The organism is Halomonas sp. GFAJ-1 (genome assembly GCA_002966495.1).
Lineage (GTDB): Bacteria > Pseudomonadota > Gammaproteobacteria > Pseudomonadales > Halomonadaceae > Vreelandella.
In genome coordinates, this window is sequence record CP016490.1 from 2,358,097 (window position 1) to 2,374,326 (window position 16,230).

Below are 16,230 nucleotides of genomic sequence, written 5' to 3' on the forward strand. Positions count from 1 at the left end.
CCATGACACAGCAGTATTACGGTACCGGGCGCCGCAAGACTTCCACCGCTCGCGTGTTTATGAAGCCGGGCTCTGGCAAAATTACTGTCAACAGCCAGGATCTCGATCTATATTTTGGTCGCGTTACAGGTCGCATGGTTGTTCGCCAGCCGCTTGAGCTGACCGAGACACTCAACCAGTTTGACATTGTTGTCACGGTTGCAGGTGGCGGTAACTCCTCGCAAGCGGGTGCTATCCGTCACGGTATTACCCGTGCACTGATGAACTACAATGAAGACCTGCGTCCTTCGTTGCGTGCCGCTGGCTACGTAACCCGTGACGCGCGTCAAGTTGAGCGTAAGAAAGTCGGCCTGCGTAAAGCACGTCGTCGTCCGCAGTTCTCTAAGCGTTAATTTTACGCTATGCGGCAAAAACGCCCAGGTCGTCGACCTGGGCGTTTTTTATTGAAAAAACATAATATTAGAAAGCTCCTACCACCATGGTCACGGGTGGTTGTTCTTGTGTCTAGCGCTTTGTTTTTTTAACATAGAGCGTATTTGATATTCGTCGTCGCAAGACGCCTTTGCGACGGAACGGGTAAGCTGATGGGAGAAACCAGAAATGGCAGATAACGGCGTAAACAAAGGTCGGCGCCGTTTCCTCGTGGGTGCCACCTCCGTTGTTGGGGCGGTGGGCGCTGTCGGGGTTGCGGTACCCTTTGTGGCTTCATGGCAGCCTAGTGCCAGAGCGTTGGCGGCCGGTGCGCCGGTTCGAGCTAATTTTTCTAAGCTCGAACCGGGGCAGCGTGTCACCATCGAATGGCGTGGGCGTCCGGTGTGGATCATTAATCGAACGCCTGAAATGAATGAGCGTACAGAAAGCTTGGATCCAGGTCGTCTTGCCGACCCAGATTCCAGTGAGCAGCAACAGCCTAGTTATATTACGGGCCCGCTGCGCTCTATACGTCCTGAGGTGGGGGTAATGGTAGGTGTCTGTACTCACCTAGGCTGTTCTCCACTATATCGTCCGGAGCCTGAGGCAGCGGTAACGGATAACTGGCCGGGTGGTTTCTTCTGTCCATGCCATGGATCCTATTTTGATCTGGCTGGTCGTGTATTCCGTAACGTACCTGCGCCTACCAACCTTGAGGTGCCGCCCTATCGTTTTGAGGGCGAGGACATCATAGTGGGTGAAGATGAGGAGGCTGCCTAATGGGTAATCCAAATAAAGCCAAAGCTGAAAGTGGCATCATGCGTTGGATTGATGACCGCTTCCCAGCGACTCAGATGATGCAGGAGCACTTGACGCAGTATTACGCCCCGAAGAACTTCAACTTCTTCTATATTTTTGGCGTATTAGCGCTTTTGGTCTTGGTGAATCAGATCTTGACGGGCGTATGGCTTACCATGAGCTATAACCCGTCTGCCGAGGGCGCCTTCAGCTCTGTTGAATACATCATGCGCGATGTGGAGTATGGCTGGCTCATCCGCTACATGCACTCAACCGGTGCCTCTGCCTTCTTTGTCGTCATTTATCTGCATATGTTCCGTGCTTTACTGTACGGATCCTACAAAGCACCACGTGAATTGGTGTGGATCTTTGGTATGGCCATCTATCTTCTGCTCATGGCAGAAGCGTTTATGGGCTACCTGCTGCCGTGGGGTCAGATGTCTTACTGGGGTGCACAGGTTATTATTTCCCTGTTTGCCACTATCCCTGGTATCGGCCCTGAGCTTGCCCAGTGGATTCGCGGTGACTTCCTGATCTCGGGTATTACGCTTAACCGCTTCTTTGCGCTGCACGTAGTCGCATTGCCCATTGTTATTCTGGCGCTGGTTGTGCTGCACATCATTGCGTTGCACGAAGTGGGCTCGAACAATCCTGATGGCGTTGATATAAAAGCCAAAAAAGATGAGTCGGGTAAACCGCTGGATGGTATTCCTTTCCACCCCTACTATACGGTGAAGGATCTTGTCGGCATTGCGGTGTTCTTGTTTGTGTTTGCTGTGGTGTTGTTCTACTTCCCTGAGGGGGGTGGTTACTTCCTAGAGCGGCCTAACTTTGAGCCTGCCAACCCGATGGTAACGCCTGACCACATTGCACCTGTATGGTATTTCACGCCGTTCTACGCCATCTTGCGTGCTATTACCTTTGACTTCCTGGGTCTGCGTGCCGAGTTCTTAGGTGTATTAGCAATGGGTGGTGCGATTGCTATTCTGTTTGTGCTGCCTTGGCTTGATCGAAGCCCGGTTAGGTCTATGCGTTATAAGGGCTGGTTATCACGTATCGCCATTACCGTTTTTGCCATCAGCTTCGTGATTTTAGGGGTTCTAGGCGCGATTCCTGCAACGCCGATGCGTACCTTGGTTGCACAGATCTGTACGGTGCTCTACTTCGCCTTCTTCATTCTGATGCCGATTTACACCAGCATGGAGAAAACTAAACCCGTTCCAGAAAGGGTGACTGGCTAATGAAAAAGCAACTATTCGTACTGCTCTTCGCGTTGTTGCCTTTTACGGTCATGGCAGCGCCGCTTCCGGAGCAGCCCTTCTCTATGACGCCTGATCTGCATGATAAAGAGTCACTCCAGCGTGGGATGCAGATGTATGTGAACTACTGCATGGGCTGTCACTCGCTTGAGCATCAGCGTTTCTCTCGTGCGGCTGCAGATCTTGATATGCCTCAAGAGCTGGTAGAAGAGAATCTGATTTTCTCCAGCGGTTTGGCCTTCAATGATCAGATGCATATCGCTATGCAGTCGGGTGAATCCGAGGGCTGGTTTGGCGTTGCGCCGCCAGACCTTACGCTGTTTAACCGTCTGCGGGGTTCAGACTATATCTACTCCTATTTGCTGACCTTCTATCGTGATCCTGGTCAGCCGCTGGGTGTTAATAATATGGTGCTTGAAGCGTCAGCGATGCCAAACGTGCTGGAGCCGCTGCAGGGCGTGCAGGAGATGGTTTGCTCTGAAACGGATCAGCCCGTACGCGGTCAGTCGCCAGATCCTTTGTCAGGTAAATATCAGTCCTGTGATGTGCTACAGGTGACTCAGCCAGGCTCCATGGAACCTGCTGAGTTTGAGGAAGCGGTTTACGATCTAACCAACTTCCTTGCCTATGTGGGTGAGCCTTCTAAGCTGAAAGCTCAGGCGCTGGCACCTAAAGTCCTTATCTTTATCTTTATCTTTGGTGTGATTGCTTACCTGCTCAAGCGTGAGTATTGGCGAGATGTCCACTAATCAGTAGCGTTAAGATAGGCAGGCAGGCGCACGGCAAAAGCCGTGCGCCTTTTGTTTGTCTGTTCAATCGTTATACGCAGCAGGCTATCTTCCCCTAAGGTAGGGCTGGCGTGTTATTATTCTAGATTGTTTTGATGCGAGGATGCTTTCATGGGTGTTGTGGCCAAGCGGTCGTCAATGATCTTTTACTCAGGTAGTGATGATCATTTCAGTCATCGTGTACGCATTGTTCTGGCTGAAAAGGGGGTAGCTGTCGATATCGTTGAAGTTATTGATGGGCAGTCACCCGAAGAGTTAGCAGACCTCAACCCGTACAACAGTGTGCCTACACTGTTAGATCGTGACTTGGTGCTGTACGAATCTAAAGTCATGATGGAGTACTTGGATGAGCGCTTTCCACATCCTCCTCTGCTGCCTGTCTATCCGGTGGCGCGTGCTCAAAGTCGCCTCTGGATGCATCGTATTGAGCGTGAGTGGTGCCCGATGCTGGAGCAGATTCGTAGTGGTGGGAAAAAAGAGGCTGATAAAGCACGTAAAGAACTCCGCGAAAGCCTGATTGGTATATCGCCGATTTTTGAAGATATGCCCTTCTTTATGAGCGAAGAGTTTACCTTGGTAGACTGCTGCCTTGCGCCCATTTTGTGGCGTTTGCCAGAGCTGAATATTGAGCTACCTGAAAAGCAGGTGAAGCCACTTTTAAGCTATATGTCGCGAGTGTTTGAGCGTGAAGCGTTTAAGGCCTCTTTAAATGAGCGTGAAAAAGAGATGCGCGCTTGAATTCATATAACCCCTCCGCTTAGCTAGTGGTGGGGGCTACTTGTTAGGAGGTGGGAGTCTTATGAAATCGAGCCGTCCCTATCTCGCCCGTGCCCTTTATGAGTGGTTGCTGGATAATGAGCTGACGCCTTATTTTGTTGTTGATGCAACACAGCCGGGAGTCGAAGTTCCGCGGCAGTTTGTGCAAAATGGCCAAATAGTACTCAATGCAGCGCCAACGGCGGTGCGTGACCTATTTATGGAAAACCAAGCGATTGGTTTTAACGCGCGTTTTGGCGGTCAGCCGATGCAGGTAATGATTCCTACACCTGCGCTAATTGCCATTTATGCACGTGAAAATGGCGCAGGCATGGTGTTTGGACATGAACCTGAGTTAGGCTCATCGGAATTCGATGATATCGATCTTGAGAATGCTGAACTTGATGGCGGAGCATCGGGCGAGAGCGCTAAAACTACTAAGCCTGAGCTCACTGTCACCGAATCTTTTTCTGATAAAGAGGACGGCAAGTCGGCTTCAAAGAAAGAGAAGCCTAAGAAAAAGCCTACTCTGCGAGTGGTGAAGTAGCGCCCTGACTTAGCTGGCTGTCTGCAAAGAGTGGTTATGGCTAATAAAAAAGCCTCACACGGGTTAACCGTGTGAGGCTTTTTTGGCAATGCCGATAGCCTGTATCAATCAATATAATCGAATACTTTGACGATTCGCTGAATTCCGCCCACTGAGGAGGCTGCATTTACAATACGGTCAGCTTCTTCACGAGACACCATACCCATTAAGTAAACGCTGGCGTTTTCTGTGGTCACTTTCAATTTAGAAGAGTCGATGCGATCGTTAGTCGCTAGATGGCTGATAACATTCGTTGTTAACCAAGTATCAGTTAAGCGCTGACTGGCGGGAAGGCGTGCCGCAATGGCAAGCTCGTTGTGAACCTCATTGACGCCCCTAAGTGAGCTGACAACGTTACCTGCCTTTGAGCGAAGTTCCTCGCTAGGTACTTGGCCAACCAGCAGTAAAGAGCCGTTATAGCTGTGCGCGCGGATACGGGCATCGCCAAGCCGGGCGTCAGCGCGCGCAAGCGCACGTTCGGCTTCGCGCTCAATGGTCGCGTCTACCGCTTCAACATCATTGCTGCGTTGGCCGTAGTTGGCAGGGTTTGACGCTGCGTTGTTGGCGCAGCCGCTGAGTACTACAGCGCTGCACAGGGCAGCCAAAATAAGTTTTCGAGAAGAGAAACCCAGGGCCATGGCGGTGATTCCTATAAAAAGAGGTAAGTAGGCATGTGTAGCTGCTTAGGCAGCGCCACCAAACAACTGTTCATCAATTAAATCACATAAACAGTGAATGACGAGCAAATGGACTTCTTGGATGCGGGCCGTCGAGGTGGCGGGAACGCGGATTTCACAATCATCTTGACCTAAAAGTGATGCCATATTGCCACCGTCGCGTCCTGTAAGTGCTACAACGGTCATGTCTCGGTCGTGGGCAGCCTGAATTGCCTGTACCACATTGGCTGAGTTGCCGCTGGTTGAGATGGCTAGCAGCACATCACCAGGCTGGCCAAGGGCTCTGATCTGTTTTGAAAATACCTCGTTATAGCTGTAATCGTTAGCAATAGAGGTAAGTGTTGAGGTGTCCGTCGTTAGGGCTAGGGCCGGAAGGCTAGGGCGCTCACGTTCGAAGCGGTTAAGTAGTTCGGAGGAGAAGTGCTGGCTATCTCCCGCACTCCCGCCATTGCCGCATGCAAGGATTTTTCCTTCGTTGACCAAGCACTGCACCATCATTTGACTGGCGACCTCGATGAAAGGCGGCAGCACTTCACTGGCGTAAGTCTTAGTATCAATGCTGGCATTGAAATGGTCGAGTATGCGTGATTGAAAGTCCATTAGGGCTTCCTAGTTAAAAGAGTCAGTAAGCGTCGAAGGCTGCTTTTTCCCAGTGAAACTCAAGAGAGGGTGGCGTGCCAACAATCGCTAGAATATCAAAGCGGCAAGGGCTGGAAACAGCGTATCGAGCAATATATAAACTGGCTGCGCGGATCAGTCGCTGCCGCTTTTGTGCATTAACTGTTTCTAAGGGGTGGCCGTAGCGGGTTGTGGTTCGGTGTTTAACTTCAACGAAGACTAGAGTGTCTTGATCCATCATCACCAGATCCAGTTCGCCACCCTTAACATGATGGTTACTGGCAACCAGTATTAAGCCATGTTGTTGCAGCCATTGAGCAGCAAGTTGCTCAATGGCTGCGCCGCGGAATCGGGCTGTGCGAGCGTTATTCGTCATTTCCTATCAGGCCAGGAATCAAAATCGGCGAAGGAGTGCCGTTCTGGAACTTCGCCCAGGGTAGTTCGCGGTATATGCGGCCATCATCGGCGAGGCGGAGCGTGCCAGTGCTTCCACTCAGCCCCTCAAGGGATGAAAGATCCGATAAGCGTGTGGCAAGTTCAAGGGCATCAACGCCCATCGCCATTAGGCGAAACGAAGAAGCATCGGTTTCATCGCGAAGACGCTGATAGGTGCTGTAGAAGGGTAAGACTTCCTCGCCGCCAACGGCTGCGTCAGGAATTTGCCAAGGAATATCCATAAACATCACATCGTTAAGGTCTTGATCCAGGCGTATTTGCCGACGTCCTTCATGCAGGTGCGATGTTGCATAAATAGGTAGGTTTGGCGCGTAGTAGTAATCCATCGTGGGAGGTACTTGCCGTGCGTAATCAGGTAGTGCTAATAAAAACAGTGCATCAATGTTGCTAAGGCGTGCCCGCTCACCACTCACATTAAGTGCGGTTTGGACAGCGTTAGAAACAGAGCTGCTGGGGTTGTAACGTACTGCGTTAGTGACTTCGCCCCCTTGGCGGTGGTATTCGTTCCAAAAGGCTTCCCCTACACGTCGACCCCAGTCATTGTCTGGCACCATAACGGACATTTGGCGGTGGCCGTCTTGATAGGCACGTCGAGCGGCTTGGCGTGCTTCATCTTCAGCGGATAAACCGTATTGGAGCAGGCGGCTGGCACGGTTGCGATCGCTATTGCCATAGTTCAGCGCTAGGGTGGGCATTGGTACGCTGTCGCGCTGCTCAAGCTGTGTAACCTGGCCTTTGTCGAGCGGGCCAATAACCAGTTGTGCATTCATCTGCGCGGCACGGTTGTAAATCTCGTCCAGCGAGTATTGGGAGGTATCTAGAAAGCTAAGCTGTACGCCGTTACCACGAATCTCGTTATGGTTACGCATGGCGGTGGCGATCGTGGAGGCAACGCTGCTTAGTGGGCCAGATTCCGGCAGCGCGACGAGAATACGCTGAATGTTGGCACCTTCAAGCTCGGGTATTGAAACAGTCGAAACGCCCGGTTGATCAAGTGCTTCTCGTGCCCATTGCTGGCGTTCAGCCAGTGTTTCTTGCTGATTGGCCTGCATCGGCAGCTCATCATCAAGCACCTGCGTTGCACGTAGCACTGCGCGAGGGTTGTCTAAGCCGCGGGCAAGTTCAGAGTAAAGCATTGCCCAGCGAACCCTATCTGTATCAGAAAGCAGGCTTTCATCAATTGAATCTGCCGCCTCAAACGCGTTTTCGCGTTGTCCCTGCTGGGCAAGTATGTTTGCTGCTTCTAAACGTGTTTGTGCCGCTTGTTCAGGAGCTTGCTGTTCAGCTTGGCTAAGTAAGCGGTTAGCATCCTGGTCGGGTACTCGATCTACCACGCTGGGGGGCTGCATGGCACACCCTGTGATGAGAAGTGCCATGAAGGCAGTGGCGAGTAAGCCACGTAATGACTGTTTCATGTATCCTTCCTTAGTTTCCATTTGCGCTGTCGCCGCTCAGCAAGCTGGTGAATAGGCCATTGCATCAGCATAGCGCGTCGCCAGGGCAAGCCATTAACAAATCGGGAGTCACGATGACACACCAAGATCCGGGTACATTGTACGTGGTTGCTACCCCAATTGGGAATTTGGAAGACTTAACGCCACGAGCTGCCCGGGTATTAGCGCAGGTATCGCGGGTTGCTGCCGAGGACACGCGGCATAGCGGGCGTCTGCTAGCCCATCTTGGGGTCAATAAACCAATGCTGTCACTGCATGATCATAATGAAGCGCGGCGAGTAGATACGCTGGATGCCTTTCTTCAGGCAGGCGAGGATATTGCGCTGATCAGTGATGCAGGTACGCCGTTAATTAGCGACCCGGGCTTTGTGTTGGTAAGAGAGCTGCGCGCACGAGGGCGCAAAATAGTGCCGTTGCCTGGTGCGTGTGCCCTGGTTGCCGCTCTATCGGGAGCGGGCTTACCCACTGATCGGTTTACGTTTGGTGGTTTTTTGCCCGCTAAACCAGGAGCGCGCCGTCAGGCATTAGAGCAGTGGGAGGCGCGGGAAGAGACGCTGGTGTTTTATGAGTCGCCTCACCGCATCTTGCACACACTAGAGGCGTTGCGAGAGCAAATGCCTGCGCGAAACGTCGTGCTGGCCAGGGAGCTAACCAAAACATTTGAAACATTTCTGCACGGCTCACCTGAAGAGTTGATTCAATGTTTGACGGACGACCCCAATCAGGCAAGGGGAGAGTTTGTGGTGATTATCTCCGGAGCACCGGCGGTGGCGCTGGGTGATCATCAAGCAATTCATGCAGATGAGTTGCTCAAATCACTGTTGGCGGAAGGGGTGGGAGTTAAGCAGGGAGCGGCGGTTGCAGCCAGAATGTTAGGTGGGCGTAAGCAAGAGTGGTATGCCAGATTACAAGCAATTAAAGGTGAGCATTGAGGCAAACGCATGGCGCTGGTATGCTTGCCGCCGGAGTTGGCCAGACAGTCGCCGCTAATGTTCCCGTAAGGGCCGCTAGGGGAGGAAAGTCCGGGCTCCATAGGGCAGAGTGCCAGGTAACGCCTGGGCGGTGTAAGCCGACGGAAAGTGCAGCAGAGAGTAGACCGCCTAAGCTCCTGAAATAAACCTCAGGGGCCGGTAAGGGTGAAAGGGTGCGGTAAGAGCGCACCGCGCGCCTGGCAACAGCGCGTGGCATGGTAAACCCCACTCGGAGCAAGACCAAATAGGGACCCAATGGCGTGGCCCGCGCTGGGTCCGGGTAGGTTGCTTGAGCGCTGCGGTGACGTAGCGCCTAGAGGAATGACTGTCCACGACAGAACCCGGCTTATCGGCCGACTCCCCATTTCCATTAAAGGGTGTGCTCAGTACACCCTCCTAAATTTTGTGTGAGAGTAACATGCCTTCTCCTGACGCTGACCAGGTCGCTCCTAGCTTTCGCCATACCAGCGTGTTGTTAGAAGGGGCGGTTGATGCGCTAGTTCACGACCCCGACGGTATCTATATAGACGGCACTTTTGGTCGCGGTGGGCACTCTCGCGTTATTCTTTCGCGGTTAAGCGAGCAGGGGCGCTTAATGGCCATGGATCGTGATCCCCAGGCCATTGCTGCTGCCGCTGAAATTGACGATTCCCGCTTTCAAATTACCCAGCGTGAGTTTTCGCGTTTAGCTGAGTTTGCCCAAGAACAAGGGCTTCACGGCAAGTTGTCGGGCGTACTGCTGGATGTGGGGGTCTCATCGCCGCAACTGGATGATCCGGAACGGGGTTTCAGCTTTATGCGCAACGGCCCGCTGGATATGCGCATGGATCCTACCAAAGGGCAGAGTGCCGCTGAGTTTTTAGCCCGTGCCCGCGAAGCCGATATAGCCCATGTCTTTAAAACATTTGGCGAAGAGCGCTACGCCAAACGTTTAGCCCGTGCGGTGGTTACGCGGCGGAGCGAAACGCCGTTTACTCACACCGTGGATTTAGCTGAGGTGCTTAAAACCGCCCACCCAGCCTGGGAAAAGGGCCGGCATCCTGCGACGAAAGCGTTTCAAGGTCTGCGTATTTATTTAAACGGCGAGTTGGAACAGCTTGACGCGGCGCTTGACGCGGCGCTTGAAGCGCTAGCCCCCGGCGGGCACTTAGTCGTGATTAGCTTTCACTCGTTAGAAGATCGTCGGGTTAAGCGGTTTATTCGCCACCACGTGCGGGGAGATACCCATTTGCCGCGAGGAGTCCCCATCCGCGATGACCAGTTAAATCGCCGTCTTGAGGCGCTAGGCAAAGGCGTAAGGCCAAGTGATGCTGAGTTAGATGCCAATCCTCGAGCACGTAGCGCTGTGATGCGAGCCGCCCGCAAACGGATGTGATCACGGATGTATTCATGAGCATGGATCGGATTCAGCATTGGGTCTCAACGTTACGCACTGAATGGCCATTCAAGCTGCGTATGCGCTTGTGGCCACTTGTTATCGGCGTACTGTTCCTATGCTGTATGGCGACGGGGCTAGCTGTCGTGACGACCACACATATGACGAGGGTTCAGTTTGCTCAACTTCAACAGCTGGAGCAGGAGAAAAACCAGCTGCAAACGGAGTGGGGGCAGCTGCTGCTTGAAGAGGGCGCTTGGTCAACCCCAGCGCGGATCGAACAAATTGCCACGGAACGGCTAGATATGCGTATTCCCGATGTAAATGATGTCGAGGTCATCCGGCCATGAATCGGCAGCGGCGGGGTGGGATGTCCCGGCAACTGCCGGTTGCGCCTCCACTGGCTGGCGGGCGTTTCCTATTCATATTGATTATCGTGATTTTAGCGTCGAGTATTCTGATCGGGCGAATTACGCTTCTGCAAGTTATCGACCGTCCTTTCCTTCAGAGTCAGGGGGATGCACGCACCCTGCGTCATGAGGCAATTCCTTCCCACCGGGGGATGATTACCGACCGCAATGGCGAGCCCCTGGCTATCTCGACGCCCGTCGTCACGCTTTGGGCTAACCCCCAAGAATTGCCCAGTGATGGCATTCAGCGCTTTATGCTGGCCCAGGCGCTAGGGTGGACGCCGGATGACTTTGAGTCTCGGGTAGCACGCTTTAGCAGCCGAGAGTTTATGTATCTGCGCCGCCAAATGACGCCAGAAGCGGCGCAGCGCATTCTTGATCTGCGAACGCCAGGGGTTTATCCCCAGCGGGAATATAAACGCTACTATCCCGCCGGTGAAGTGGCCGCTCAAGTGTTGGGTGTTACCAACGTAGATGACGTTGGCCAGGAGGGTTTGGAGCTTGCCTATCAGCCTTATTTAGCTGGGCGTCCGGGCCAGCGTCGGGTAATTAAAGACCGCCGGGGGCGGCTGGTGCGTGAGCTTGGGGTGATTCGTGATGCCCAACCAGGTGGTGAGCTAACGCTCGCGATTGATCAGCGCATCCAGTATATGGCGTATCGAGAGCTGCGTGCCGCTGTTGCCGAACATGAGGCGGATGGTGGTGTGCTGGTGATGCTCGATGCCCGCACAGGTGAAGTGTTGGCGATGGCGAATTTGCCTTCTTACAACCCTAATAACCGGGCAGGGCTCGACCCCCGAGGTTTGCGAAATCAGGCGTTAGTGGACGTGTTCGAACCCGGTTCGGTCATGAAGCCGCTAGCGATGGCGGCTATTCTGGAAAGCGGGCTAGTGGACCGAGATGTAGTTGTTGACACCTCGCCGGGTTGGATGCGAATCGACCAGTTTACCATCCGCGATTTTCGTAACTACGGCGACCTGGATCTGGCTGGGATTTTAGAGAAATCGTCCAATATTGGTATGTCTCGTCTGGCGCTTCAGTTGAGCGATACGGCCATTTGGGAAAAGTATAACCAGCTAGGCTTGGGGCAAAGCCCCGGCACTGGCTTTCCAGGCGAGTCGACGGGTAGCTTGCCCGCGCCGGTTCGCTGGTCGCGTAGCGAGCGGGCCGCATTATCCTATGGCTACGGGCTTTCGACATCAGCACTACAGCTAGCCAGCGCCTATACAGCTCTGGCGAATGGTGGAGAGCGTTTACCACCTTCATTGTTAAGGCTGTCAGAGCCTCCCAAAGGAATTCCTGCTATTTCACCTAGTGTGGCGAATGACCTTTTAGACGTTTTAGAGACGTCGGTAGGTGCCTACTCGGGCGGCCGTCGCGCACGAGTTGAAGGATATCGTGTGGGCGGCAAAACTGGCACGGTGCGTAAAACGGGTCAGCAGGGCTATATTGCCGATGCCTATCGCAGTGTTTTTGCAGGCATTGCGCCGATTTCAGACCCGCGTATTGTTACCGTGGTGATGATCGACCACCCCAAGGCAGGTGATTTTTACGGTGGAGCAGTGGCAGCACCGGTATTTTCAAGTGTAACGGGCAATGCGTTGCGGTTACTGGACGTACCGCCTGATCATGAGGTCGAATAGCGTTGAAGGAGATTGCATGACGTTGCACCCAGACAATTTATGGCGGGCATTAAAACAGGTGTGGCCGAGTGCCGTATTGCCTGAGATTGAGGCGCGATTGCCTGAAAAATTTCATTTAATAACGGATTCCCGCCAACTGAAAGTCGGTGATGTGTTTGTGGCAGTGCCGGGAAGCCAGCAGGATGGACGAGCATTTATTGAGCATGCGCTTGAGTCCGGCGCATCGTTAGTATTGGCGCACACCAAGCAGAGCAGCGTCACCTTAGAGGACCGCGTGCTCTACTTGCCGCATCTCTCTTTGCGCCTTGGTGAGTTAGGCAAGGCGCTGTTTGAGGTGCCTAACGATTTACAAGTCATTGCGGTTACTGGCACTAACGGTAAAAGCTCAGTTACCCACTATATTGCGGCCTTGAGCGAATTGTTAAACACGCCCGCAGGGGTTGTCGGCACTTTAGGCGTTGGCCGCCCTGGTCAATTAGTAGAAAGCGGGCTTACGACACCTGGCCCTCTGGCACTTCAGCATATTTTAGGCGATTTAGCGCGGCAAGGGGTAAAGCGCGTTGCGCTTGAAGCTTCCTCCCATGCATTGGATCAATATCGTTTAGAGGCGGTTGATGTTGATGTAGGCGTTTTTACCAATCTAACCCGCGATCACCTGGATTATCACGGCAGTATGGCCGCGTACGCCGCAGCTAAAGCCAAGCTTTTTCGCCGCGCCGAGCTAACGCTTGCCGTGGTAAACGCCGATGATCCTTTAGCACGCCTGATGCTAGCAGGGTGCGAGAGTAACGTGCGTGTACTGGCTGCGGGTCGTGATGAGGCAGTGACGCTACGTGTACTTGATTGGCATCCCCATGAGCAGGGGCAGCAAGCGCTCATTGCTACGCCTGAGGGTGAAAAGGCCCTTGATCTTAGTCTCATGGGTCGCTTTAACTTAGACAACGTGCTGTTGGCAATGGCTGTGCTCTATGGCTTAGGGGAGTCGCTTGATCGCTTGTTTGAAGTGGCGTCAACGCTCGCACCAGTACCAGGGCGAATGGAACTCTATCGAGCAGCTGGCGGGCCAAGTGTCGTGATCGACTATGCCCACACCCCGGATGCCCTGCACAATGCACTGGACGCACTTAAAGCGCACCTAGGCGGAAGCGAAGGCAAGTTGTGGTGTCTTTTTGGTTGCGGTGGTGATCGTGATGCGGGCAAGCGTGCTGAAATGGCTGCGGTTGCCGAGCGCATCGCAGACCATATCGTCATCACCGACGATAATCCCCGCTTTGAGTCTGCCGAGGAAATTCGCCGCCAAATTATTACGGGTCTCTCACCGGATACCCCTTTTACCGAGCAGGGTGATCGCCGCGCAGCTATTGCCCATGTAATTCAGCAGGCAGGTCCGCAGGATGTGGTGCTGTTAGCAGGCAAAGGTCACGAGGCCTATCAGGAGATAGCGGGAGTTCGCCATGCTTATCAAGATGAAGAGCAGGTGCTAAAAGCTTTGGCGTTAAAAGACTTAGCGGCCACAGGTGCTGGGCAGTGAGTTGGACGTTGGGGGATGTTGCGGCGGCACTCAATCTTTTGTCGCCATCGTTGCCCGAGCTACCGTTAACCGCGGTGGTGACGGATACTCGCCAGATTGTGCCGGGCTGCTTGTTTGTCGCACTCAAAGGGCCACGTTTTGACGGCCATGAGTTTCTTGAGCAAGCGTACGCGCAGGGCGCGGCGGCCGCGTTAGTAGAGCAAGAGGCGAGCAGCGCTTTACCGCAATTAGTGTGTGCTGATACCCGCCTGGGGCTAGGTCTGCTGGCGCGGGCATGGCGTCATCGCTATCAGCTGCCTGTCGTCGCAGTGACGGGTAACAGTGGTAAAACGACCGTCAAAGAGATGGCCGCTGCGCTGTTAGCACCTCTGGGCGAAGTGCTAGCAACAGAGGGCAACTTAAATAACGATTTTGGTGTGCCGTTGACGCTACTGCGGCTTACTCCGGCTCACCAGGCGGCAGTTGTGGAGCTTGGGGCGAACCATCTAGGTGAAATTGCCTGGACCAGCCAGCTAACGGCGCCTGATGTTGCCATTATTACGAATGTGACCGGAGCCCATGTAGGCGAATTTGGCGGTATGGGCCAGATTGCCCAGGCGAAAAGTGAAATTTTATCGGGCTTAAGCGCCAACGGCGTGGCAGTGCTCAATAGAGAAGATCGCTATTTCGCTTTTTGGGCAGCTTGCGCTGCCCCGCGTCGCGTTATCAGCTACGGCTGGGACAGTCATGCAGATGTGTACGCCGATGCCCTTTCCTGTGACCCACAGGGGCGGTATGCTTTCACGCTTGTTTATCAAGGGCAGGCGCTTGGTAATGTCTGTTTGCCGCTGATGGGTAAGCACAATGTTAGCAATGCCCTAGCTGCCGCTGCTGCGGCACTTATGGTTGGCGTGGCGCCAGCAAAAGTGGTGTCGGGCCTGTCGCGCTTGCCCTGCCTGCCAGGGCGCTTGAGCAGTGTGCCGGGTTTACGTAATGCCACACTGCTAGATGACACGTACAACGCCAACCCTGGTGCGGTTAAAGCGGCATTAGAGACGCTGGCAAGCTTTCCTGCTCCGCGTTGGTGTGCTCTGGGGGCGATGGGGGAGCTTGGGCAGGCATCTGAAACACTGCATGCTGAGATTGGCCGCTTTGCTGCCTCGCTTGGCATCGAAACGCTGCTGACGTACGGTGATGCCGCGCGTTCAGCCAGTGACGCCTTTGGTCGCGGGCTGCATTTTGACGACCACGAGACGCTTGTGCGTCATATTATTAATACGTTGCCGCCTGACACCACGCTGCTGGTGAAAGGGTCGCGGAGCGCGGGCATGGAAAATGTCATCGCCGCGCTGCGTTCGGATAAATAAGGTAAACGCCGTTCATGTTACTTCACCTGGCGAATTTTTTAGCCCAATATCAAACTGCTTTTCAGGTTTTTAACTACCTTACGTTACGCGTTATTTTGGCCGCACTGACTTCCTTGATGCTTTGCCTATGGCTAGGGCCGTGGGTCATTCGACGATTAGTAGAAGGTCAGATCGGGCAAGCGGTTCGCGATGATGGCCCTCAGTCGCATCTTTCTAAGGCAGGTACGCCCACCATGGGTGGCGCCATGATTTTGCTTGCCATCGCGATCAGCACACTAATGTGGGGAGATTTAACCAACCATTATGTGTGGGTGGTGTTGGCAGTAACCCTGGGCTTCGGTGCGATTGGCTGGGTGGACGACTACCGTAAAGTGGTTGAAAAAAATCCCAGAGGCCTGCCTGCACGGTGGAAATATTTTTGGCAATCGGTCGTCGGTTTGGGCGCTGCTATCGTGCTTTACGTCACGGCGTCAACGCCAGTGGAAACCAGTCTGCTAGTGCCCCTCTTTAAAGATGTTGCCCTCCCTCTGGGTGTGTTCTACATCGTGCTGACCTACTTTGTGATTGTGGGTAGCTCTAATGCCGTTAACCTGACAGACGGCCTAGATGGCCTGGCCATTATGCCAACGGTGCTGGTGGCCATGGGGCTTGCCGTGTTTGCCTATGCCAGTGGTAATGCGGTGTTTGCCAACTATCTCCATATTCCCTTTATTAATGGCACCGGCGAACTGGCAATATTTTGCGCCACTATCGCAGGCGCAGGGTTAGGGTTCTTATGGTTTAACACCTATCCCGCCCAAGTATTTATGGGGGATGTTGGTGCACTAGCCCTTGGTGCAGCGTTGGGTGTGGTGGCGGTAATTGTTCGCCAAGAAATCATCTTGTTCATTATGGGCGGGATTTTTGTACTGGAAACGGTATCGGTCATTCTCCAGGTTGCTTCTTATAAAATGACAGGCAGGCGTATTTTCCGCATGGCGCCGCTGCATCACCACTATGAGCTTAAAGGTTGGCCAGAGCCCCGGGTTATTGTGCGCTTCTGGATTATCACCGTTGTGCTGGTACTGCTCGGTTTAGCCACGCTGAAAGTCCGTTGATGAGTCGAGTAGTAACAGAGTGCTAATGGCGTGTTGTGTAAAGGAGCCAGATCA

Annotated in this window: 17 protein-coding genes and 1 other RNA gene; 14 read left to right on the forward strand and 4 right to left on the reverse strand. The window is 53.6% G+C overall.

Annotation, left to right across the window (positions count from 1 at the left end; genetic code table 11):
- Window positions 1–2 precede the first annotated feature (2 nt).
- The 6 genes from BB497_10585 (at window position 3) to BB497_10610 (ending at window position 4,559) form a co-directional block, all read left to right on the forward strand.
- Complete coding sequence (locus BB497_10585) at window positions 3–392, forward strand: 30S ribosomal protein S9 (GenBank protein AVI63105.1); 390 nt, start codon at window positions 3–5, stop codon at window positions 390–392.
- A 208-nt stretch (window positions 393–600) separates the two neighbouring features.
- Entirely contained in the window at window positions 601–1,191 is a 591-nt protein-coding gene (locus BB497_10590) for a ubiquinol-cytochrome c reductase iron-sulfur subunit (protein ID AVI63106.1), read from the forward strand.
- A complete protein-coding gene (locus BB497_10595) occupies window positions 1,191–2,450 on the forward strand; it encodes a cytochrome B (protein ID AVI63107.1) in 1,260 nt (419 codons plus the stop codon). The genes BB497_10590 and BB497_10595 overlap by 1 nt, the downstream gene beginning before the upstream one ends.
- On the forward strand, window positions 2,450–3,217 hold the full coding sequence (locus tag BB497_10600; GenBank protein AVI63108.1) for a cytochrome C: 768 nt from the start codon (window positions 2,450–2,452) through the stop codon (window positions 3,215–3,217). The genes BB497_10595 and BB497_10600 overlap by 1 nt, the downstream gene beginning before the upstream one ends.
- Window positions 3,218–3,367: 150 nt before the next feature.
- Window positions 3,368–3,994: a stringent starvation protein A gene (locus tag BB497_10605; GenBank protein ID AVI63109.1), complete on the forward strand. Its 627-nt coding sequence runs from the start codon at window positions 3,368–3,370 to the stop codon at window positions 3,992–3,994.
- Window positions 3,995–4,055: 61 nt separating this feature from the next.
- Entirely contained in the window at window positions 4,056–4,559 is a 504-nt protein-coding gene (locus BB497_10610; GenBank protein AVI63110.1) for a ClpXP protease specificity-enhancing factor, read from the forward strand.
- Window positions 4,560–4,663: 104 nt separating this feature from the next.
- Here BB497_10610 and BB497_10615 read toward each other — a convergent pair whose 3' ends face one another.
- The 4 genes from BB497_10615 to BB497_10630 are packed head-to-tail and all read right to left on the reverse strand — an operon-like array spanning window position 4,664 to window position 7,764.
- The gene (locus BB497_10615; GenBank protein ID AVI63111.1) at window positions 4,664–5,236 is read right to left on the reverse strand and encodes a transporter; all 573 of its coding nucleotides are present in this window, start codon (window positions 5,234–5,236) and stop codon (window positions 4,664–4,666) included.
- Between the two features lie 45 nt (window positions 5,237–5,281).
- Entirely contained in the window at window positions 5,282–5,875 is a 594-nt protein-coding gene (locus BB497_10620) for a phosphoheptose isomerase (GenBank protein AVI63112.1), read from the reverse strand.
- 22 nt (window positions 5,876–5,897) lie between these two features.
- Entirely contained in the window at window positions 5,898–6,269 is a 372-nt protein-coding gene (locus BB497_10625) for a YraN family protein (protein ID AVI63113.1), read from the reverse strand.
- Complete coding sequence (locus tag BB497_10630) at window positions 6,259–7,764, reverse strand: LppC family lipoprotein (GenBank protein AVI63114.1); 1,506 nt, start codon at window positions 7,762–7,764, stop codon at window positions 6,259–6,261. Before BB497_10630 ends, BB497_10625 begins: the two co-directional genes overlap by 11 nt.
- Before the next feature lie 113 nt (window positions 7,765–7,877).
- On the opposite strand from BB497_10630, the gene BB497_10635 reads away from it, so the two are divergent.
- From BB497_10635 to BB497_10670, 8 genes are all read left to right on the forward strand, one after another.
- Window positions 7,878–8,735 (forward strand): 16S rRNA (cytidine(1402)-2'-O)-methyltransferase, encoded by an 858-nt coding sequence (locus BB497_10635; GenBank protein AVI63115.1) that lies wholly within the window; start codon window positions 7,878–7,880, stop codon window positions 8,733–8,735.
- Between the two features lie 32 nt (window positions 8,736–8,767).
- Window positions 8,768–9,139, forward strand: an RNA gene (rnpB, locus tag BB497_10640) — RNase P RNA component class A.
- 53 nt (window positions 9,140–9,192) lie between these two features.
- Complete coding sequence (locus BB497_10645; GenBank protein AVI63116.1) at window positions 9,193–10,149, forward strand: 16S rRNA (cytosine(1402)-N(4))-methyltransferase; 957 nt, start codon at window positions 9,193–9,195, stop codon at window positions 10,147–10,149.
- A 14-nt stretch (window positions 10,150–10,163) separates the two neighbouring features.
- Window positions 10,164–10,499 carry a cell division protein FtsL gene (locus tag BB497_10650; GenBank protein ID AVI63117.1) on the forward strand — a complete coding sequence of 112 codons (336 nt, stop codon included), beginning with the start codon at window positions 10,164–10,166 and terminating at the stop codon, window positions 10,497–10,499.
- On the forward strand, window positions 10,496–12,202 hold the full coding sequence (locus BB497_10655) for a cell division protein (protein AVI63118.1): 1,707 nt from the start codon (window positions 10,496–10,498) through the stop codon (window positions 12,200–12,202). Before BB497_10650 ends, BB497_10655 begins: the two co-directional genes overlap by 4 nt.
- A 16-nt stretch (window positions 12,203–12,218) precedes the next feature.
- The gene (locus BB497_10660) at window positions 12,219–13,733 is read left to right on the forward strand and encodes a UDP-N-acetylmuramoyl-L-alanyl-D-glutamate--2,6-diaminopimelate ligase (protein ID AVI63119.1); all 1,515 of its coding nucleotides are present in this window, start codon (window positions 12,219–12,221) and stop codon (window positions 13,731–13,733) included.
- Window positions 13,730–15,079 (forward strand): UDP-N-acetylmuramoyl-tripeptide--D-alanyl-D-alanine ligase, encoded by a 1,350-nt coding sequence (locus BB497_10665; protein AVI63120.1) that lies wholly within the window; start codon window positions 13,730–13,732, stop codon window positions 15,077–15,079. Before BB497_10660 ends, BB497_10665 begins: the two co-directional genes overlap by 4 nt.
- A gap of 14 nt (window positions 15,080–15,093) precedes the next feature.
- Entirely contained in the window at window positions 15,094–16,176 is a 1,083-nt protein-coding gene (locus BB497_10670) for a phospho-N-acetylmuramoyl-pentapeptide-transferase (protein ID AVI63121.1), read from the forward strand.
- Window positions 16,177–16,230 lie beyond the last annotated feature (54 nt).